This is a genomic window from Streptomyces johnsoniae (genome assembly GCF_031845565.1).
GTDB classification, from domain to species: Bacteria; Actinomycetota; Actinomycetes; order Streptomycetales; family Streptomycetaceae; genus Streptomyces; species Streptomyces johnsoniae.
On record NZ_JAVREV010000006.1, the window covers coordinates 195,768 to 215,211 of the forward strand.

14 protein-coding genes are annotated in these 19,444 nt (G+C 73.4%); 10 read left to right on the forward strand and 4 right to left on the reverse strand.

Annotation, left to right across the window (positions count from 1 at the left end):
• Window positions 1-91 precede the first annotated feature (91 nt).
• On the forward strand, window positions 92-964 hold the full coding sequence (locus RM779_RS13000) for a helix-turn-helix domain-containing protein (RefSeq protein ID WP_311617850.1): 873 nt from the start codon (window positions 92-94) through the stop codon (window positions 962-964).
• On the opposite strand, the gene RM779_RS13005 is transcribed toward RM779_RS13000, so the two are convergent.
• A complete protein-coding gene (locus RM779_RS13005; RefSeq protein ID WP_311617851.1) occupies window positions 954-1,646 on the reverse strand; it encodes a DUF4232 domain-containing protein in 693 nt (230 codons plus the stop codon). The two genes, RM779_RS13000 and RM779_RS13005, sit on opposite strands and share 11 nt — an antisense overlap.
• 181 nt (window positions 1,647-1,827) lie before the next feature.
• On the opposite strand from RM779_RS13005, the gene RM779_RS13010 reads away from it, so the two are divergent.
• The 4 genes from RM779_RS13010 to RM779_RS13025 all read left to right on the forward strand — a co-directional run bounded on the left by RM779_RS13010 (window position 1,828) and on the right by RM779_RS13025 (window position 9,440).
• Window positions 1,828-2,967 carry a helix-turn-helix domain-containing protein gene (locus RM779_RS13010; protein ID WP_311617852.1) on the forward strand — a complete coding sequence of 380 codons (1,140 nt, stop codon included), beginning with the start codon at window positions 1,828-1,830 and terminating at the stop codon, window positions 2,965-2,967.
• A gap of 196 nt (window positions 2,968-3,163) precedes the next feature.
• Window positions 3,164-3,427: an acyl carrier protein gene (locus RM779_RS13015; RefSeq protein ID WP_311617853.1), complete on the forward strand. Its 264-nt coding sequence runs from the start codon at window positions 3,164-3,166 to the stop codon at window positions 3,425-3,427.
• Window positions 3,424-5,025, forward strand: a complete 1,602-nt coding sequence (locus tag RM779_RS13020) for an amino acid adenylation domain-containing protein (RefSeq protein ID WP_311617854.1) — start codon at window positions 3,424-3,426, stop codon at window positions 5,023-5,025. Before RM779_RS13015 ends, RM779_RS13020 begins: the two co-directional genes overlap by 4 nt.
• A complete protein-coding gene (locus RM779_RS13025) occupies window positions 5,022-9,440 on the forward strand; it encodes a non-ribosomal peptide synthetase (RefSeq protein WP_311617855.1) in 4,419 nt (1,472 codons plus the stop codon). Before RM779_RS13020 ends, RM779_RS13025 begins: the two co-directional genes overlap by 4 nt.
• On the opposite strand, the gene RM779_RS13030 is transcribed toward RM779_RS13025, so the two are convergent.
• Window positions 9,395-10,402 (reverse strand): phosphotransferase family protein, encoded by a 1,008-nt coding sequence (locus RM779_RS13030; protein WP_311617856.1) that lies wholly within the window; start codon window positions 10,400-10,402, stop codon window positions 9,395-9,397. The two genes, RM779_RS13025 and RM779_RS13030, sit on opposite strands and share 46 nt — an antisense overlap.
• 43 nt (window positions 10,403-10,445) lie before the next feature.
• On the reverse strand, window positions 10,446-11,144 hold the full coding sequence (locus tag RM779_RS13035) for a FadR/GntR family transcriptional regulator (protein WP_311618011.1): 699 nt from the start codon (window positions 11,142-11,144) through the stop codon (window positions 10,446-10,448).
• Between the two features lie 228 nt (window positions 11,145-11,372).
• Between RM779_RS13035 and RM779_RS13040 the strand changes: the two genes are divergently transcribed.
• The 5 genes from RM779_RS13040 to RM779_RS13060 are packed head-to-tail and all read left to right on the forward strand — an operon-like array spanning window position 11,373 to window position 17,968.
• Window positions 11,373-12,995 carry an ABC transporter substrate-binding protein gene (locus RM779_RS13040; RefSeq protein ID WP_311617857.1) on the forward strand — a complete coding sequence of 541 codons (1,623 nt, stop codon included), beginning with the start codon at window positions 11,373-11,375 and terminating at the stop codon, window positions 12,993-12,995.
• Window positions 12,995-13,951: an ABC transporter permease gene (locus RM779_RS13045; RefSeq protein WP_394813286.1), complete on the forward strand. Its 957-nt coding sequence runs from the start codon at window positions 12,995-12,997 to the stop codon at window positions 13,949-13,951. Before RM779_RS13040 ends, RM779_RS13045 begins: the two co-directional genes overlap by 1 nt.
• The gene (locus tag RM779_RS13050) at window positions 13,948-16,026 is read left to right on the forward strand and encodes a dipeptide/oligopeptide/nickel ABC transporter permease/ATP-binding protein (protein ID WP_311617859.1); all 2,079 of its coding nucleotides are present in this window, start codon (window positions 13,948-13,950) and stop codon (window positions 16,024-16,026) included. The genes RM779_RS13045 and RM779_RS13050 overlap by 4 nt, the downstream gene beginning before the upstream one ends.
• A 5-nt stretch (window positions 16,027-16,031) precedes the next feature.
• Entirely contained in the window at window positions 16,032-17,051 is a 1,020-nt protein-coding gene (locus tag RM779_RS13055) for an ABC transporter ATP-binding protein (protein ID WP_311617860.1), read from the forward strand.
• Window positions 17,048-17,968, forward strand: coding sequence for a dihydrodipicolinate synthase family protein (locus RM779_RS13060; protein ID WP_311617861.1), 921 nt, complete (start codon window positions 17,048-17,050; stop codon window positions 17,966-17,968). The genes RM779_RS13055 and RM779_RS13060 overlap by 4 nt, the downstream gene beginning before the upstream one ends.
• A 62-nt stretch (window positions 17,969-18,030) precedes the next feature.
• On the opposite strand, the gene RM779_RS13065 is transcribed toward RM779_RS13060, so the two are convergent.
• On the reverse strand, window positions 18,031-19,287 hold the full coding sequence (locus RM779_RS13065) for a sialidase family protein (RefSeq protein WP_311617862.1): 1,257 nt from the start codon (window positions 19,285-19,287) through the stop codon (window positions 18,031-18,033).
• Window positions 19,288-19,444 lie beyond the last annotated feature (157 nt).

The window sequence follows — 19,444 nt, forward strand, 5'->3', positions numbered from 1 at the left end:
CGCCCCGTGTGAGCGGCAGCACCGGCCAGGGCGGTGGGGGGTACCGGAAGGGCCCCCCACCGCACCCTGTGACGGCTCTACCGTTGCAGACATGAGCACGAAGGACGAGGTGCGGGACTTCCTGATCTCCCGCCGCGCGAACGTCACGCCCGAGCAGGCGGGCATTCCCGACTTCGGCGGGGAGCGGCGCGTGCCCGGCCTTCGTCGCGAAGAGGTCGCCATGCTCGCCGGCGTCAGCCTCGACTACTACACCAGGCTGGAGCGCGGCAATGTCCGCGGGGCGTCGGAAAGTGTGCTCAACGCGATCGCCCGGGCACTGCGGCTGAACGATGTTGAGCGCGAGTACCTGTTCGATCTGGCGCGCACCGCCCCGGCCACGGCGTCGGCACGCACCAGGCAACCGGCCGCCCAGTCGGTGCGCACCTCGGTGCAGCGGGTCCTGGACCACATGACCGTGCCGGCGCTCGTCCACACCGCCGACCAGGACATCATCGCGGCCAACCTCATGGGCCGGGCCCTGTACGCGCCGCACTTCGACACCGAGGGAACGCCGAACATCGCCAGGTTCATCTTTCTCGACCCCCGCGCCCGGGACTACTACGTCGACTGGGCCCTGGCGCGCCGCACCACGGCGGCGATCATGCGGCTGGAAGCCGGCCGCGACCCGCTCAACACCCGGCTCACCGCCCTCATCGGCGAGCTTTCCACGCGCAGCCCTCGGTTCCGCGAGGACTGGGCCGGCCACGACGTCCACGAGCACCGCACCGGCGTGAAGTCCTTCTGCCACCCCGAGGTCGGCCTGATCGAGGTCGCGTTCGACGTGTTCGAGATGCCCGGAGAGGCCGGGCGCCAGATCGTGACCTACAGCGTCCCGCCGGGAACGGACTCCGCCGGCAAGCTCGCCCTGCTGGCCAGCTGGGCCGCCACCCGGGACGAGGCCGGCGCGCGGGATGTCACCAGGTGAGCGCGTCGTTCAGGGACGATTGCCAGTACGAGACCTGCGCCGAGTCGTCGACGTAGACGTCGCCGCCGGGCAGCGGAACGTCCGCCATCCCCTCGATGGCCGCGTCCTCGGCGTCGGCGAACTGCACGCCGAGACTCGTCGCGGTGTAGCCGCCCGCCGCCTCCATGGCGGCGGAGGAGGTGAGGACCGCGGCGTAGGCGGTCTGGCCGGGGGCCAGCGTGATGACGGACTGCGGCTTGCTGTCCTCGTTGCGCGGGACGGCGGCCTGGGCGTCGTCGCCCAGGCGCAGGAAGGGGGCGTGGTAGGCGACGCAGGTCGCGTCGCCGGTGTTGGTCGCCGTGAGCAGCATGTGGTTGATCGGCCGTTCGACCGGGGCGGCGGTCAGCTCGGTCGTGTCGGGCGTGCAGGCGCTGGCCTCCTGCCCGGACTCCCCGGCGCCGTCCTCGGGCGTTCCGCCGCCCGTCGCCGGCGGGGCGGTGCCCTCCGCCACGTCCCCGTGCTCCCCGGCCGTTCCGTCGCCGCCCGCCTCCTGGGGCGACTCCGTGCCGGGCGACTGGGACGCGGACCCGCCGGAGGCGTCCGCCTCCTCGTCCTGGCAGGCGGTGAGCGTCAGCGCGAGCGTCGCGCCGAGCGCGGCGGCGGCCAGGAGACGGGTGCGGCGGTGCGGTGCGTTGGTGGTCATCGTGGTCCTGCTCTCTCGTCGTTCTCGTCGTTCTCGTCGGATCGGTGAATCCGCCGGACCCGGTGGCCCGGACGACCGCAGCATGTGACGCCCTTCGTCCCACCTGCCACCGGGCGCCGCGATTTCGGGGGGGTGGGACGGTTCCACCCCGGGTGACCTGCCAGGATGATTCCGGCTTCGAATGCCGGGACGGGACGGGACAGGACGCGAGGAACGGGGGACGGCGGTGGCGGGTGCGGAGACGGCGGACCTCGCCGCGTTGCTCATCGAGTTGAAGAACCGTTCGGGGCTGAGCTACGGCGTGCTGGCGAAGCGGCTGCACATGAGTGCGTCCACGCTGCACCGCTACTGCCGGGGAGAGGCGCTGCCGCCCGAGTTCGCGACCGTGGAACGGTTCGCCCGGCTGTGCCGGGCCACGCCCGAGGAGCACGCCGAGCTGCACCGGCGGTGGATCGCCGCCGACACGGCGCGGCAGCGGGACAGGAAGGGCCCGAGGCCGGCCCCGGAGGGGGCCCCGGGCCCGCCCGAGCCGTCGTCGGCGCCCGCCCCTCGCGGGTCGGGCCCGCGGTTCGCGCTGGCCGCGGCGGGCGTCCTCGCCGCCGCCCTGGCGATCGCCCTGCTCGCCGGCCTCCTCGTCGGTGGTGACGGTGGTGACGGCGGAGACGGCGAGGACGCCGCGACCGGCGCCTCGGAACAGGCCACCGAGCCGGCGCCGCTGGCCGTGGTCACACGCCCGTACTCGCTTGAGGAGTGCGCGGGCCGTTACCTCGTGGACCGGCCGCCGTCCCAGGTGCCGCCGCCCCCGTTCGAGACGGACGCCCCCGGCTGGGTTCGCGCCCTGGGCGCCGTCCCGGCCGGGGAGCAGCTCGTGGAACTCACCATCCAGGGCACGGAGACGGAGACGGTCGTCCTGCGCGAGCTGCGCGTGCGCGTCACGGCCAGTGGCGAGCCGCTGCCCTGGCACCTTTACGGCGGCTATTCCGGATGCGGCGGCGGCCCGGTGCGGACCACGGCGTTCGATGTCGACCTGGACGCCACCGCGCCGCGGCCGACGGCGGTGGCCGGACAGGACGACCTCCCGCTGTGGGTCGACGAGAAGGAACCTCTGGTCTTCTACGTCGACGCGCGCGCCGACGCCAAGGACGTCAGCTGGTACCTCGAACTCGACTGGTCCAGCGGCGACCGCGCCGGCACCCTCCGCGTCGACGACGACGGGGAGCCGTTCCGCACCAGCGCCATCAGCGGCCAGACCGAGTGGGGTTACATGATCGGCGGCACCGAATGGATCGACGCCGCCACCGGTCGGCCCGCCGGCTCCTGACCCGCCGTCGGCCCCACGGCCCCACGGCCCCACGGCCCCACGGCCCCATGGCCCCATGGCCCCATCGGTATCGTTGTCCGCGCCCGTGGCCCGTGCTGATCAAGCCGCCTCGAACACAACAGCCGGGCATCATTCACCATCAGCCGGCCGACGACGGCGGACCGCTCATGTTCCAAGAGCCCAGAAGGGAACGACGATGCCAGCATCGCACCTGTCCGGCAACGATCCGCAGCACACCGACGCACTGGTGCTGTCGATCGTGGACGAGGTGACAGGCCGCGGGCCGCTCCGTCCGACGGACAGCTTCTACGACATCGGCGGCACGTCGCTCGAAGCCATACGGATATGCCTGCGCGTCGGCCGGGAAGCGGGAGTCGAGGTCGGTCCGGAGGACCTGCTCGGCTGCGACGACCTCGCGGCTTTCATCGCGCTCGTCTCCGCGGCCAGGACAGACCGGTGAGCACCGGCGCGGCCGGTTCCCCGCTCATTCACACGGCCGTCGAGTACCACGCCGCGCGAACGCCCGACGCCGTCGCGCTCGTCCGCGGCAGCGTACGCGTCACCTACGCCGAGCTGGACGCGGCGGCCAGCGCCTGCGCCACGGCCCTTGAGGAACGGGGGGCGGGGCCCGGCGGCTTCGTGCCGGTGGTGATGCCCCGTTCACCCGCTCTCGTGGCGGTCCTCCTGGGGGTGCTCAAGTCCGGCGCGGCCTACGCGGTTCTGGACCCCGGATGGCCCCTCCCGCGGTTGCGGGCCCTGCTCGGGCTGCTGCGACCCCGGGTGGCCGTGGCGCCGGGAGCCGCGGACGCGGCGGACGCGCCGGGAGCACTGGGAGCACTGGGAGCACTGGGCGACTGGGCGGGCGCGGTGTGGTCGCCGCCGCCGGAGGGGGAGTTCGGGCGCCTGGCCGAGCGGGCCACCCGGCGGCCGGGACGGCCGGTGGACGGATCGAGCCCCGCCACCGTCTTCTTCACCTCGGGAACCACCGGCCGCCCGAAGGCCGTGGTGTCCGGACACCGGGCCACCACCAGTCTGTTCTGCGGGGGCTTCGCCCCCTTCGCGTCCCGCCCGACGATGATCCAGGCCGCGCCACCGACGTGGGACGGGTTCACGCTGGAGACCTGGGGGCCGCTGCTGAACGGCGGGACCTGCGTGCTCCCGGACGGCGCGTACCTGCTGCCCGGCACTCTGCGCGGCCTCGCCGACGAGCACGGGGTGGACACGGTCTGGCTCACGGCCTCGCTGTTCCACCTCTTCCTCGACGAGGACCCCGGTTGCTTCCAGGGGCTCAGCCAGGTGCTCACCGGCGCGGAACGGCTGTCGGTGCCCAGGGTCGGGGCGTTCCTCGAACGCCATTCCGCCACCGCGCTGACCAACGGCTACGGGCCCGTGGAGACCTGCGTCTTCGCCACCGCCCGCCGGGTGCGGCCGGCGGACTGCGCGACGACCACCGGTATCCCGATCGGGGTTCCGGTGCCGGGACGGCGCGTTCACCTCCTGACGGACGGCCGGGAGGCGGCCGCCCCGGGCACCACCGGCGAGATCTGCGTCTCGGGCGAGGGACTCGCCGTCGGCTACCTCGGCGATCCCCGGCTCACCGCCGAGCGGTTCCCCGTGCTGCCCCTCGGCGGCGTCCCGACGCGCGTGTACCGCACGGGCGATCTGGGCTTCCTGGACGGCGACGGCGTCCTGCACTTCCTGGGGCGCGGCGACCGGCAGGTGAAGATCAGAGGGCACCGCGTGGAGCCGGAGGAGGTGGAGGCCGCCGCGCGCGACGTGTCCGGGGTGCGCGAGTGCGCGGTGGTCCCGGTGCCGGGGGAGGACGAGAGCCACGAAGGGCTCGCCCTCTTCTACACCCAGGAGAAGGACGCCGACGGCTCGGACCGCCTGGACGCGAGGACGCTGCGCCGCACGCTCGCCGCGGCGCTGCCGCGTCACCTGGTGCCCGAACGCGTGTACAGCCGGGAACGCCTCCCGCTCACCGCGAGCGGGAAGCTGGACCGCGTTGCCCTCACCAACTCGCTGAGACGTCCCGACCACCCGGAGGGCGACCTGTGACCGAGCGTCCCGCCACCACCTTTCCCATGTCCTTCGAGCAGGAGTCGATCTGGCTCAACGACCAGCTCAGGTCGGGGCCGAGTCTTTACCGCGAGTCCTGGGTCCACCGCATCCGGGGCGACCTCGACGCCGCGGCCGTCGAGACGGCGCTGACCGCCCTCGTCGCCCGCCACGAACCGCTGCGCACCGCGCTCGTCATGGAAGGCGGCCGGGCGGTCCAGGTCGTGGCGCCGCAGGCCCCGGTGCCGCTCGCGGTCCGGTCCGTCCCCGAGGAGGGGCTGGCCGAGGCGCTTTACGCCGCCGTCTCAGGTCCGCTGCCCCTGGACCGGCCGCCCCTGCTGAGGGCCACGCTGCTGCGCGTGGCCCCGCGGGACGCCGTGCTCGCGGTGGGGGTGCACCATGCGGCCATCGACGGATGGTCCCTGCGGCTGTTCGACCAGGAGTTCAGCCGGCTGTACCGGATGGCCCTCGACAGCCGTGCGCCCGCGCTGCCCGAACTGCCCATGTCGTTCGGCTCGTACGCCAGGGCCCAGCGTGCGGCGGCGGACGGCGCGGTGGACGAGGCCGCGGACGAGGCCGCGGACGGCGCCATGGAGTACTGGCGGCGGACGCTCGCGGGGGCTCCGGAGGAGTCGGCCTTTCCGCTGGACCGTCCGCGGCCGGCGGCGCCGGAACATGGCGGCGGACAACACGAGTTCGTGATCGGCCCGGAGCTGGGTGCCGCGCTGCGGCGGAGCTGCCGCGAGCTGCGCACGACGCCCTTCGTGCTGCTCACGGCGGCGCTGACCGCGTTGCTCGTCAGGCTCGGCGGCCAGGAGGACGTCGTGCTGGGCACGCCCGTCACCCGGCGCGACACGCTGGAACTGGAACCGCTGATCGCCTGCCTGTCCGATGTGATGCCCCTGCGTCAGCGCACCCGCCGGGGGCAGACGTTCCGTGAACTGGTGGCCGATACGCGGAGCGCGGTGCGGGGCGCCATGGCACACACCCGCGTACCGCACAGCAGGCTGGTGCGCGAGCTGGTCCCGGAACGGACCCCGGCCCGGTTCCCGCTCTTCCAGGTCGTGGTGACCGTCGACGACGCCGACGCGCCAGGACTTGACCTGCCCGGCGCGACCGCCGAGCGGCTGTACTGCCACGGCGGCACCGCCAAGTTCGACGTGTTCCTCAACCTGGTGCCGCGGGACGGCGGGTATCTGGGGCTGCTGGAGTACGCGACCGAGATCCTCGATCCCGCGACCGCGCGGCGCATCGGCGAACGCTTCGTCGCCCTGCTGACCGACGCCACGTCCGACGAGGACCTGTGCCTGGACGACTTGCGGGTCATGTCCGAGGACGAGCGGACGTTCGTCGAGGAGACGCTGAGCCGTGGCCCGGCCGCCGCGGCGGCGGGGGACGGGCCACCGGCCGCCCATGAACGCGTCGACAGAGTCGCCAGGTCGCGGCCGGACGCCATCGCCGTCGTCCACGGCGAGCACCGGATGACCTATGGGGAACTGACGGCCTCCGCCGCGGCCCTGGCCGGGGTGCTCACCGCGCGCGGGCTCGCCCGGCAGCGCATCGGCATCATGCTCGACCGGTCGGTCGACGCCCTGGTGGCCGTACTCGGCGTGCTGTACGCCGGCGGGGCATGCGTCCCGCTCGACCCCGCCCTGCCGGCGGACCGCCTCTCCTTCCTCCTGCGCGACAGCGAACCGGCCGCCGTGCTGACCCGGCGGGCCGGCGGTGGTCTGCCCGGGGTGGAGACGCTCTGCGTCGAGGACGTGCCCGCGCCCGCTCCCGGCGGCGCGCCGCGTCCGCCGCTGCCGGCGGTGGGCCGGGACGATCCCGCCTACCTCGTGTACACCTCGGGGTCGACCGGGCGGCCGAAGGGCGTGGTCATGCCCCACCGGTCGCTCGCGGCGCTCGTCGACTGGCAGTGCGGCGAGCCGTCCGCGGAAGCGGGCCCGCCCACCGCGCAGTTCGCGCCGCTCGGGTTCGATGTCGCGTTCCAGGAGATGTTCTGCACCTGGGCCGTCGGCGGCGCCCTCGTCCTCGTGGACGACCACGTGCGGAGTGACCCGCACCGGCTGCTCGACCTCGTCGAGCACCACGCGGTCGACCGGATCTTCCTGCCCTACGTGGCCCTCCAGGTGATCGCCGAGTACGCGGTGAGCGCCGGGCGCCGCCCGGCGAGCCTGCGCGAGGTGATCACCGCGGGGGAGGAGCTGCACGTCACGCCGGCCATCAGGGAGTTGTTCACCACCTGTCCCCTGGCGCGGCTGGAAAACCAGTACGGCCCGTCGGAGACCCACGTGGTCACCAGGCACCGGCTCACAGGTCCGCCCGTTTCCTGGCCTGACCGGCCGCCGATCGGGCGGCCCGTTCCCGGCAGCCGGGTGTACGTCCTGGACGGGCGGCTGCGCCCGCGGCCGGTCGGTGCGGTCGGCGAGATCTGCGTCGCGGGCGACAGCGTGGCCCTGGGCTACCGGTCGGAAGGCGACGCGAACGACCGGCGTTTCGTCACCGATCCGTTCGGGCCGGGCGGCGGACTGCTCTACCGCACCGGCGACCTGGGGGCGTTCCTGCCGGACGGCAGCCTCAGGTTCCTCGGCCGCGGCGACGACCAGACCAAGGTCCGCGGCTACCGTGTCGAACCGGGCGAGGTCGAGGCCGCGCTGAAGACGGTCCCCGGGATCACCGACGCCGTCGTCGTCGCAGAGGGTGGCCACGCCACGGAACGGCGGCTCGTGGCCTACTACACCGCGGCCGAGCCCGACCGGCCCGCGCCGGGGCAGGTGCGTCAGGCGCTGGCCGGGAAGCTGCCCGCCTACCTGGTGCCGTCCGTCGCCACCCGGGTCCCCGGCTTCCCGCGGACCCACAGCGGCAAGACGGACCGGGCGGCCGTTCACCGGCGTTACGCGCCGACCGCGCGGACGCCGCGGCCCGCGGTCGGCGGCGGACCCGGCGGTGGATCTGGCGGCGGGCGCCTCCCCGCCGGGACGCTCGAACGGGAGCTGGCCGCGCTCTGGGCTGAGGTCCTGCGCGTCGAAGCGGTCGAGCCGGACCGGACGTTCTTCTCCTACGGCGGCGACTCCCTGCTCGCCGTGCGGCTGGCCGTCCGGGTCCGTGCGGAGCTGGGGCTGCCCGCCCACCCCTCCGACATCCTCGCGGCGCGGACGCTTTCCGCGCTGGCCCGCACGCTCGGCGAACGCGGCCAGGCTCCCGAGGCGCACGACGAGGCGCACGACGAAGTGCCCGACCTCGGCGAGGAGACCGCGCTCGATCCCGGCATCGTGCCCGCGCCCGGACCGGCCGCCGCGCCCGGTCCGCCAGGCCACGTCCTGCTGACCGGGGCCACCGGATTCCTGGGCGCGTTCCTGCTCCACGACCTCCTGGAGCGCACGCCCGCGACGGTGCACTGCCTCGTTCGCGCGCCCGACCCGGCGGCCGCGTTCCAGCGGCTGCGGCACACCCTCATGCGTTACCACCTGTGGAACCCCGCCCACGCGGGCCGGATCGAGGCCGTGCCGGGCGATCTGGCACGCGGGCGGCTCGGCCTCGGGCAGCGGGCCTTCGACCGGTTGGCGCGCCGCGTCGACGCGGTGTTCCACACCGGCGCCGAGGTCAACCTGACGTATCCGTACGCCCGGTTGAAGGCGGCCAACGTCGACGGCACCGCGGAGATACTCAGACTGGCCGCCGCCCACCGGGCGGTGCCGGTCCACCACGTCTCCACCGTCGGCGTCTTCCCCGCCCACGGCCGCCACCCCGCCGGACGCGTCCTCCCCGACCATCCGCTCGGCGACGGCGCGCTGCTGCGGCACGGCTACGCCAGAACCAAGTGGGTGGCCGAAGCGCTCGTGGCCGAGGCCGGCAAACGGGGCCTCCCGGTGACGGTGTACCGGCCGACCCGGATCAGCGGTCATACCGGCACCGGGGTCTGCCAGACCTCCGACTTCCTCTGGCTGCTGGTCAAGGGCTGCCTCCAGGCCGGTCTCGCGCCCCGCGACTACGCCGGGGACTTCGACCTCGTCCCCGTGGACTACGTCAGCGCCGCCATCGGCGCGCTCGCCGCCGACCCGTCGAACACCGGCGGCATCTTCCACCTGTCCAGTGAACGCCGGCTGCCGTTCACCGAGATCGTGAGCCGGCTGCGGGCCCTCGGCCACCGCATCGGCGAGGTCCCGCTGGAACAGTGGCACCGCCACCTGGAACAGCAGCCGGAAAACGCGGCCTTCCCGCTGCTCGGCCTCCTCCCCGCGCGAGGCGCACGGCCCGGCGAGGAACCCCCGCTCCCCTCCCTCCTCTTCGACTCCTCATCGACCCGCCGCGCCCTGCGGGGGAGCGAGGTGACCTGCCCCCCGATCGACGACGCGCTGTTCGCCCGCTACATCTCCTCCTTCGTCACCGATGGCTTCCTGCCTCCTCCGTAGGCCCCGCCCGGGTCCAGGTCCAGGCCGCCGGCGAACGGCATGGTCCGCCAGCGTTCGATCGACGGTTTCACCGCCTCCACGAGCATCGGCAACTGCGGCGCGAGCGCGAGGCAGGCCACCGTTCTGGACATGCCCACGGCGTTGACGAAGCGCAGGGCGCGCTCGTCCAGCCCGCGCAGGCCGTGGCGCCGCGCGGCGGAGTCGTACGCGGCCTCGCACTCGGGCCACAGGCCCGCCAGGTCCCACTCGACGGGTCCGAGCGCGACCAGCTCGAAGTCGGAGTACAGCTCGCCGTTCGCTGTGGCGAGCACGTTGACCGCCGGGGCGTCTCCGTGGATCGGCTGGAGCCCGACGCCGGGGAACGCCGCCTCGAACGCCGCGCGCGAGCGGACCACCGGTTCGAGGATCTCCCACTCCCGTCGCGCCCGGTCGAGATCGGTCGGCTCGATGAGGTCGGGACGCGCGCGGAGCGCGGCAAGGCTCTCCGTGGTGAACCGCGGCTCGTCCGCCGACAGGAACGGCAGCTCACCCGGGTACGTGCGCAGCGCGGCGTGCAGGCCGGCCACCAGCCCGGAGTTGTGCACGTAGTCGGGCTCGGCACTCCTGTCCTCCTCGACGAACTGCCAGAACGTCATCGAGAAACCGTCGCGCCGCACCGGCTCCCGCGGGACGAGCGGACTCGGCGGGACCACCGGAACGCCCTGTTCCGCGAGCCGGCTCACCAGGTCGAGTTCCCTCTGCTGCTGCGCCGCCTGCGCGTCGGGGTCGGTGGACGGCGGCAGGACGGCGGGCACCCGGACCACCACGGGCGACGGAGCGAGATGCACCACGACGGAGAACACGTCGTGGAGCACGGCCGCTTCGGTCACCGCGAGTCCGAGGGCGCGGCCGGCGGCGACGGCCGCGTCGAGAGCCCGTGCCGTGCGGGCGGCGAGCTGGTCGGGTGTCATGAATCCTGGCATGCGGACGATGCTGCCATGCGGGGCGCCCGGGCCGGCTGCCCGCTCAGGTGGGGTCCGGCGCGGAGGTGCGCGCGCTGTCCGACAGGACCTGGCGGATGCCCGCGAAGTGGTGGTGCATCGCGGCCGTGGCGCGGGGGCCGTCGGTGGATTCCAGGGCCGCGACGATGTCCTGGTGGCGGGAGCAGATGACGCGGGGGTCCTGGGCGTCCTCCTTCAGCTCCTCCCGCACCCGGTGGAACGCGGCCCAGAACGCGTCGAGCACCTCGCTCAGCAGGTGGTTGCCGAGGGAGCGGTAGAGGGCCAGGTGGAACGCCCGGTCGGTGGCCGCGGTGACGCGGCCGGCGGCGGCCTCCCGTTCCATCGTGCGGACCAGGTCCCGCAGCGCGGCCAGGTCGTCCGGCGGGAGTTTGCCCGCGACGCTGCCGATCAGGCCGGCCTCCAGCGCCTCGCGGACTTCCAGCAGTTCGTCCAGGCTGGCCTCGCCCCTGCGGTGGCGCACCGCGGCGCGGAAGACCATGCCCTCGACGAACGAGTCCAGGCTGAGCGAGCCGACGTACGTGCCGAATCCGTGCCTGATGTCGACGATGCTGACCGCCTGGAGGGCCTTGAGCGCTTCCCTGACGGAGTTCCGGCTGACGCCGAACAGGCTCATCATCTCGCTCTCCGTGGGCAGGGGGTCTCCCGGCGCCAGGCGGCGGCTCAGGATCAGCTTCTTGATCTGGCCCTGCACCTCCTCGGACATCATGCGGCGGGCTGCCATGGCTGCCTCTTTCTCCCCGGTGCGGTCTCACGTTCGAACATGACCACCGACTCTTGACCTTGAGTTCACATTCTGCCATCGGAGATAGGACATGGGATGTCCGGTCGGCGTCCAGTGTTCGCACAGGTCTTGACCTCTCTTGCGGCGCACTCCTACGTTCACCTAGGACGTAGAACGTAGGACCTCCTCTCTTTACGCGCTGGAGGCGCCGTGAACAACAGGTTCGACCGCAGGGCCTTCCTCAAGCTGACCGGCGCACTCGGCGCGGCGGGAGCCGTCACCGCGAGCCTCGGCGCCTGCACGGGGCCGCCCTCCACGATCGGGACGGGCGGCGGCGGTGGCGGCGGCACGGGACTTGGCGACCTGACCGTGGTCATCGGCTACGGGAACGACCAGAGCTGGGACCCGACGCAGACCGCGTCCGCGTTCTCGATGGCCGCCATCCAGCACATCTACGAGGGCCTGCTGGACACCGACCCCGTCACGCGCGAGCCCTACCCGTCGCTCGCCCTGGCGCTGCCCGCCGACCGGAACGCCACCACCTGGGAGTTCACCCTCCGCGGCGGCGCGACCTGGCACGACGGCGAGCCGGTGACCGCGGACGACGTCGTCTTCACCTTCGACCGGATACTCGACCCCGAAGTGCGCCCGCTGGCCCGCTCGTTCTTCGTCACCTGGCTGCGCGAGGTGCGCAAGACCGGCGACCTGTCCGTCGAGCTGGACTTCCACTACCCCTTCCCCGACGCCGCCGCCCGGCTCGGCATCGCCAAGATCATGCCGCGGCACGTCTTCGGCCGCGAGGGCGCCTGGGACGAGGCCACCGGCGGGCTCGCCGTCGGCTCCGGGCCGTACACGCTGACCTCCCACCAGCCCAAGTCCAATTCGACCTTCGAGGCGTACGACGGCTACAACGGACCCCGCCCGCCCATGTTCGCGCGCATGAACTGGCTGACGATCGTCGATGCCGCCCCCCGCGTAGCGATGGTCTCCGGGGACAGCGCCGACGCCCAGATCGCCGAGAACATCCCGTACGCCAACGTCGAGCAGCTGCGCGGCGACGGTCTGGAAGTACAGGGCGGCGCCGGCATGAACCACGCGTTCCTGATGTTCAACACGGCCAATCCGCCGTTCGACGACATCCGCGTGCGCCAGGCCCTGCTCTACGCGATCGACACCGAGCAGCTGATCGAGGTCGGACTGAAGGGGTACGGCCGAGCGCCCACCTCGTTCCTCAACGAGGACAACCCGTCGCACGCCCCCGCCGCCACCGTCTACGCCTACGACCCGGAACGCGCCCGCGCGCTGCTGGCGGAAGCCGGGGTGTCCGGGCTCGACGTCAACCTGATGTCGGTCAACGTCAGTTGGTTCGTGGACTGTCTGCCCACCATCAAGGCGTCCTGGGACGCCATCGGCGTCTCGACCACCCTGGAGCCGCAGGAGACCTCCGCCCTGTTCACCAAGATGGACCAGAACCAGGACTACCAGGTCGTCGCCGCCGTCTCCAACCCGAACCAGTTCGGCCTCGACGCCGACCTGATCATGCGCTACAACTACACGGCCGACGGCCTGTGGATGTCCTACGCGCGCTGGCAGGACAGCGAGGACGCGCAGGCCCTGTTCGAGCTGATGGACCGCGCCAGCCGCGAGCCGGACCCGCAGCGCAAGCTGGCGCTGACCCACCAGTACCTCGACGTCATCGCCGAACAGGCCGTCCTCTACCCCGTCGTGCACAACGAGCTGCTCACGGCCTGGGACCCGGACCGCGTCGTCGGCGTGCGCGCGCTGGCCTATCCGGGCGTCAACGTGCTCCAGGCAAGGGCAGCGTCGTCGTGATGATCATCGCCAGGATGCTGCTGCGGCGCGTCCTCCTCCTCGTTCCGCTGATGCTCGGCATCGTGCTGTTCGTCTTCATCGTCATGCGGTTCGCCGACATGGACCCGGCGTCCGCCTACTACCAGGGCGCCAACCCGACGGCGGAGCAACTCCACCAGTTCCGCGAGGAGAACGGCCTGCTCGACCCGCTGGCCGTCCGCTACGCCGACTTCGTCGGTGACCTGATCACCGGCGACATGGGCATCAGCGTGCTCACCCGCGCCCCCGTCATCGACCAGGTGAGCACGGCGCTGCCGCTCACCATGCAGCTGACGTTCCTCGGCCTCGGCGTCGGCGTCGTCCTGTCGCTGATCCTCGGGGTGACCGCGGCCATCTACCGCGACCGGCTGCCCGACCAGATCATCCGCGTCGTCTCCCTCACCGGCGTCGCCGCCCCCAGCTTCTGGCTGGCGCTGCTGATGATCCAGTACGGGGCGGTCGAGCTGGGCTGGTTCCCCACCGGGGGCTACATCAACCCGAACGACTCGTTCACCGGCTGGCTGGAGACCATGACCCTGCCCGCCCTCGCGCTCTCGCTGCCGGTCGCGGCCCAGCTGACGCGCATCGTGCGCACCGCGGTCGTCGAGGAACTCGACCGGGACTACGTGCGCACCGCGGTCGGCAGCGGCCTGCCGCCGGTCGTGGTGGTCGGCAGGAACGTGCTGCGCAACGCGCTCGTCAACCCGCTCACCGTGCTCGGGCTGCGCGTCGGCTACCTGCTCGGGGGCGCGGTTGTCATCGAAACGATCTTCGGCCTGCCGGGCATGGGGAAGCTCATGATCGACGCCGTGCGCAACGGCGATCCCGCCGTCGTCCAAGGCGTCGTCCTCACCACGGCGGCCGGCTTCGTCGTCATCAACCTCGTCATCGACATCCTCTATCTCCTGGTCAACCCGCGGCTGAGGAGCGCAGCGTGAAGTGGTTCACCCGCCTGCCCGTGCTGTCCAGGGCCGCGCTCGCGGTCCTCGCCGTCGTCGTCCTGGCCGCGCTGTTCGCGCCGCTGATCGCACCGCACGACCCGTACGCCCAGGCCGGTACGGCCGAAGGGCCCTCGGGCGAGCACTGGATGGGGCAGGACAGCCTCGGCCGTGACATCCTCAGCCGCCTGATGCACGGCGCCCGCTGGTCGCTGGCCATCGGGCTCGGGGCGACGCTGCTCGCGCTCGCGGCCGGCGCGCTGCTCGGCGCGGTGGCCGCGACCTCGCGCAAGGCGGTCGACGAGACGCTGATGCGCACGCTCGACATCGTCATGGCCTTCCCCGGCGTGGCGCTCGCCGCCGTGCTGATCTCCGTGTTCGGCGGCGGGATTCCCGTGCTGATCTGCGCCATCGCCTTCCTCTACACCCCGCCCATCGCGCGCGTGGTCCGCGCGAACGTGATGGACCAGTACGGCGAGGACTACGTCACCGCGGAACGCGTCATCGGCGCCCGCACCCCGCACATCCTGATCCGGCACGTCGCCGTCAACTGCGCCGCGCCGATCCTGGTGTTCTGCACGGTGATGGTCGCCGACGCGATCGTCTTCGAGGCGTCGCTGTCGTTCATCGGCGCGGGCGTCCGGCCGCCGGAGCCGTCGTGGGGCAGCGTCATCGCCGACGGCAAGAACATGGTGCTCCTGGGCGGCTGGTGGGCCACGGTCTTCCCCGGCCTGCTGATGCTGCTGACCGTCCTGGCGCTCAACGTCCTGTCCGAGGGCGTCTCCGACGCCTGGGCCGCGCCCCGCGCCCGCGGCCCGCGCCGCACCCCCGCGCCGGGCGCCGAGCCCGAACTGACGCCCGGCGTCGGCCCGGCCGTCCCGCCGCAGGCGACGGCGGAACGGCCCGCGGCGGAACGGCCCGCGGCCGAGGCCGACGCCGACGCCGCCGAGAACGCGGCGGCCGGCGGCGGAGGCGTGCTGCCGCTGCCCGGGCTCACGGAGGCGGGCCGCAGACTGCGCGCCAGGGCCAGGCCGCCGGCCGACGGCGAACCGGTGCTGTCCGTCCGCGACCTGGCCATCGGCTTCGACGGGCAGCACGGCGGCAAGGACGTCGTGGACGGCATCGGCTTCGACATCCGCCCCGGCGAAGTCCTGGGCCTCGTCGGCGAGTCCGGCTGCGGCAAGTCGCTGACCGCACTCACCCTCATGGGCCTCCAGCCGCGCGGCGCCCGCGTCTCCGGCAGCGTCACGTTTCGGGGCCGCGAGCTGCTCGGCCTGCCCGCCCGCGCGCGGCGGCCGCTGCTCGGCCACGAGATGGCGATGGTCTACCAGGACGCCCTGTCCTCCCTCAACCCGGCCATGACCATCCGCAGCCAGCTGAAGCAGCTCGTCCGCCGCGGCGGCCGGCGCAGCCCGGCCGAGCTGCTGCGCCTGGTCGGACTCGACCCCGAGCGCACCCTGCGCAGCTACCCGCACGAGATCTCCGGCGGCCAGCGGCAGCGCGTGCTGATCGCGATGGCGCTCTCGCGCGACCCCAGGCTGATCGTGGCCGACGAGCCGACGACCGCCCTGGATGTGACCGTTCAGGCGCAGATCATCGAACTCCTGCTGCGGCTGCGGGCGGAGCTGGGCTTCGCGCTGATCCTCGTCTCGCACGACCTCGCGCTCGTCGCGGACGTCACCGACCGCATCGTCGTCATGTACGGCGGCCAGCTCGTCGAGTCGGGCATCACCGCCGACCTCGTCGGGGCGCCCGCGCACCACTACACGCGCGGGCTGCTCGGCTCGGTGCTCTCGCTCGAGTCCGCGGCCGAGCGCATGACGCAGATCCGCGGCGTCGTCCCGTCCCCCGCGGACTTCCCGCCCGGCTGCCGGTTCGCCGACCGCTGCCCGCTGGCGAGCGAGGTCTGCGCCACCGCCGTGCCCAGCGTTCCGGCGCCAGGACGGCAGCACCTCGTGTCCTGCCACCACCCGGCCACCGGGGACGCGGCGGGCACGGCAGGCGGGGCGGGTGCGGCAGACGGGCCGGACAGCCAAGGACCCACCGGAAGCACGGAGAGCGAGGCCGCACGGTGACCCTCATGACCGTCACGGACGCGCACATGGTCTACTCGGCCCGCACCGGCGGCCTGTTCCGCCCGGACCGGGTGTACGCGCTCACCGGCGCCGACCTGACCGTCGCGCCCGGCGAAACCCTCGGCGTGGTCGGGGAGTCCGGCTGCGGCAAGTCCACGCTCGCCCGGGTCCTGGTGGGCGTGGAACGCCCCACCCGCGGCACCGTCGCCTTCCGCGGCCGCGACCTGTGGGCCATGCGGCCCGCCGAGCGCCGCGAGACCATCGGCACCGGCATCGGGATGATCTTCCAGGACCCGTCGACGGCACTCAACCGCCGCCTGTCCGTGCGCCGCGTGCTGCGCGACCCCCTCGACGTGCACCGCCGGGGCACCCCGGCCGCCAGAGAGGAGCGTGTGCGGGAGCTGATGGCCCTGGTCGGGCTGCCCGCGCAGCTGGCCGGCGCCCTGCCCGGACAGCTGTCCGGCGGCCAGCGGCAGCGCGTCGCCATCGCCCGCGCGCTGGCCCTCGAACCCGATCTCGTCATCGCCGACGAGCCCACCAGCGCGCTGGACGTCTCCGTGCGCGCCCAGATCCTCAACCTGCTCCTCGACCTCAAGGAACGGCTCGGCCTCGCGCTGGTCTTCGTCTCCCACGACATCCAGACCGTGCGCCGGATGAGCGACCGCGTCGTCACCATGTACCTCGGCCGGATCGTCGAGGAGGCGCCCGCGGGGGACATCACCACCCGCGCCAGACACCCGTACACCCGCGCCCTCTTCTCCGCGACGCCCGGCCTGCTCGACCCCATCGACCCGATACCGCTGGCGGGTCCCGTTCCCTCGGCGGTCAGCCCGCCGAGCGGCTGCCCGTTCCGCACCCGGTGCTGGAAGGCCGACGAGGCGTGCGCCGCGTCGATGCCGGACTTCACCGCGAGTGACCGGGAAACTCCCGGCATGCACCGATTCCGCTGCCATCACCCCGTCGGGGAGTCCGAGTCCACCCACGACCTCGTCGTCCAGGCCACGAGCGCCGGGGAGCGTTCATGAGCATGCCCGCACGCCTCACCGGCGTCATCCCGCCCGTCTGCACCCCCCTGACCCCCGAGGGCGAGGTGGACACCCACTCGCTGCTCAAGCTCGTCGACCACCTGGCCGGGGCCGGGGTCGACGCCCTGTTCGTGCTCGGCTCCACCTCGGAGGTCGCGTTCCTGACCGACACCAGGCGGCGCACGGTCGTCGAGACCGTGACCGCCCACCTCGACGGCTCCCTGCCCGTGCTCGCCGGGGCCATCGACACCACCACGCCGCGCGTCCTCGCGCACGCGCGCACCGCGCTCGCGGCCGGCGCGGACGCGGTCGTCGCCACCGTGCCGTTCTACACGCGCACCCATCCGGCCGAGATCGACCGGCACTACCGGCTGCTCGCGGAGCACACCGGGGCGCCGGTCGTCGCCTACGACCTGCCGGTCGCCGTGCAGACCAAGCTCGACCCGGACGTCGTCCTCTCGCTCGCCGCCGACGGCGTGCTCACCGGGCTGAAGGACTCCAGCGGCGACCAGGCCGCGCTGCGCGAGGTGATCACCGCGGCCATCCCCGGCTTCTCGGTCCTCACCGGTTCCGAACTCCTCGTCGACACCGCCCTGCTGATGGGCGCCGACGGCGTCGTCCCCGGCCTCGGCAACGTCGACCCGCACGGCTACGTCCGGCTCTTCCGGCTCTGCGCGGCGGGCGACTGGGACCGCGCCAGGACGGAGCAGGAACGCCTGTGCAACCTGTTCGCCATGGTCGACGTGGGCTCGGCCGACCGGATGGGCCGCGGCTCCTCCGGCATCGGCGCGTTCAAGGCGGCCCTGCGGCTGCGCGGCGTCATCGACCACGCCACGACCGCGGAGCCGCAGATCCCGCTGTCGGACGGCGAGGTCGAACGGGTCGCCAAGTACCTGGCCGCCGCCGGGCTGCTCTGAAGGCACCCGACCCCGGCCCGCCCACCGGCGGCCGGGGTCAGGGCCCGGGGCCGGGTGGCGCGTCAGGGACCGGTCAGGCCGGTCAGGCCGGTCAGGCCGGTCAGGCCGGTCAGGCGGCGGAACTCGATCGTCTCGTACGGCCCGTCCGCACCCGTCTCGTACAGCACCCCCACCGTGTCCCGGTCGACCTGCACCAGGTCGGAGTACGCGGCGGGCAGCTCCGACAGGGTCGTCACGCGGCGGAACGAGCCGCCCGCGTCGTCGCTGCGCCACACGGCGAGCGCCTCGCGGGCCGACGGGTTGGAAGGACCGGCGAACAGCAGCGGCGCGTCGGACCCGCCGTCCACCTGGAGCACGGTGGCCTGGACCACCGGCACGTCGTTCAGCGTGGGCTGCACGGCCCAGGGCCGCTCCAGCGTCGTGCCGCCATCGCCCGAATACGAGTCCAGCCGGTTGCCCGCGGCCGTCCCGTTCTGGTCGCGTGAGGTGAAGTACACGCGTCCGTCCGGCAGCTCGGCGGCCAGTGACTCGTTGGCGTTGAGGGCGCCCTCGTAGGAGTCGTCCACGTACCCGAGCTCCCACGTCTGTCCGCCGTCATCGCTGAACAGCGCGTGCGCCCCGTAGTACTTCGCCTCCTGCCCGGTGTCCGCCGAGCCCTCGGGCGGCGCGGCCGAGTGGTTGGCGGGGACGAGGAGACGGCCCGCGTGCGCGCCGTGCGTGAGCGCGATCGCGTGCCCCGGGCCCGTCGCGTACCAGCGCCAGTGCGGCAGCTTGGCCGTGTCGGTGATCTCGCGCGGCTCGCCGAACGTGCGGCCGTCGTCGTCGCTGGTCTGCACGAAGACGCGGCGGCTCTCCTCGGGGCCGACCTCGCCCCGCATGATCTCCGCCTCGGTCGCCTGCCCGCCGTTGAAGCAGGTGACCAGGACGACCCGGCCGGTGGCCGGATCGACGACGGGCGCCGGGTTCCCCCGGGTGTCGCCGCCGCCCGCCGCGACGACGGACAGCGGCCCCCAGGTGCAGCCGCCGTCGGTCGAACGGCGCACCACCACGTCGATGTTGCCGGTGTCGCCCGCGCCGCCCACCCGGCCCTCGGCGAAGGCGAGGAGGGCACCCTCGGCCGTGGTGACCACGGCCGGGATGCGGTAGGTGTCGTAGCCGCCCTCGCCCGAGGCATACGGCACGGACGAGGTGCATCCGGCGGCCCCGGGGTCCGCGCCAGGACCCGGGGCGGCGAGGGCGCCGGCGGTGGTGGCGAGCACGCCGAGTGCCGCCGTCGTCGTCAGGAAAAGCACGCGCAGGGCAGGAGTCGAGGAATGCATCGCTTCATGGGCTCCTTCGCTCGGGGACGCGGCCGGAGGTGGGACGTCCGATCTCCCGCAAGGACCATACGGCGATGAACGGCCCCCGACAAGAAGGGCGCTGTTCCGCCGAGGGCCGCTCACCCGCGCGGAGCGCGTCGACGAGCGGGACACACGC

Bases quoted from the DNA above. Each gene is read 5' to 3' on its own strand.
- RM779_RS13000 (WP_311617850.1), top strand. From the start codon at position 92: ATGAGCACGAAGGACGAGGTGCGGGACTTCCTGATCTCCCGCCGCGCG.
- RM779_RS13005 (WP_311617851.1), bottom strand. From the start codon at position 1,646: ATGACCACCAACGCACCGCACCGCCGCACCCGTCTCCTGGCCGCCGCC.
- RM779_RS13010 (WP_311617852.1), top strand. From the start codon at position 1,828: ATGCCGGGACGGGACGGGACAGGACGCGAGGAACGGGGGACGGCGGTG.
- RM779_RS13015 (WP_311617853.1), top strand. From the start codon at position 3,164: ATGCCAGCATCGCACCTGTCCGGCAACGATCCGCAGCACACCGACGCA.
- RM779_RS13030 (WP_311617856.1), bottom strand. From the start codon at position 10,402: ATGCCAGGATTCATGACACCCGACCAGCTCGCCGCCCGCACGGCACGG.
- RM779_RS13035 (WP_311618011.1), bottom strand. From the start codon at position 11,144: ATGTCCGAGGAGGTGCAGGGCCAGATCAAGAAGCTGATCCTGAGCCGC.
- RM779_RS13045 (WP_394813286.1), top strand. From the start codon at position 12,995: ATGATCATCGCCAGGATGCTGCTGCGGCGCGTCCTCCTCCTCGTTCCG.
- RM779_RS13055 (WP_311617860.1), top strand. From the start codon at position 16,032: ATGACCGTCACGGACGCGCACATGGTCTACTCGGCCCGCACCGGCGGC.
- RM779_RS13060 (WP_311617861.1), top strand. From the start codon at position 17,048: ATGAGCATGCCCGCACGCCTCACCGGCGTCATCCCGCCCGTCTGCACC.
- RM779_RS13065 (WP_311617862.1), bottom strand. From the start codon at position 19,287: ATGCATTCCTCGACTCCTGCCCTGCGCGTGCTTTTCCTGACGACGACG.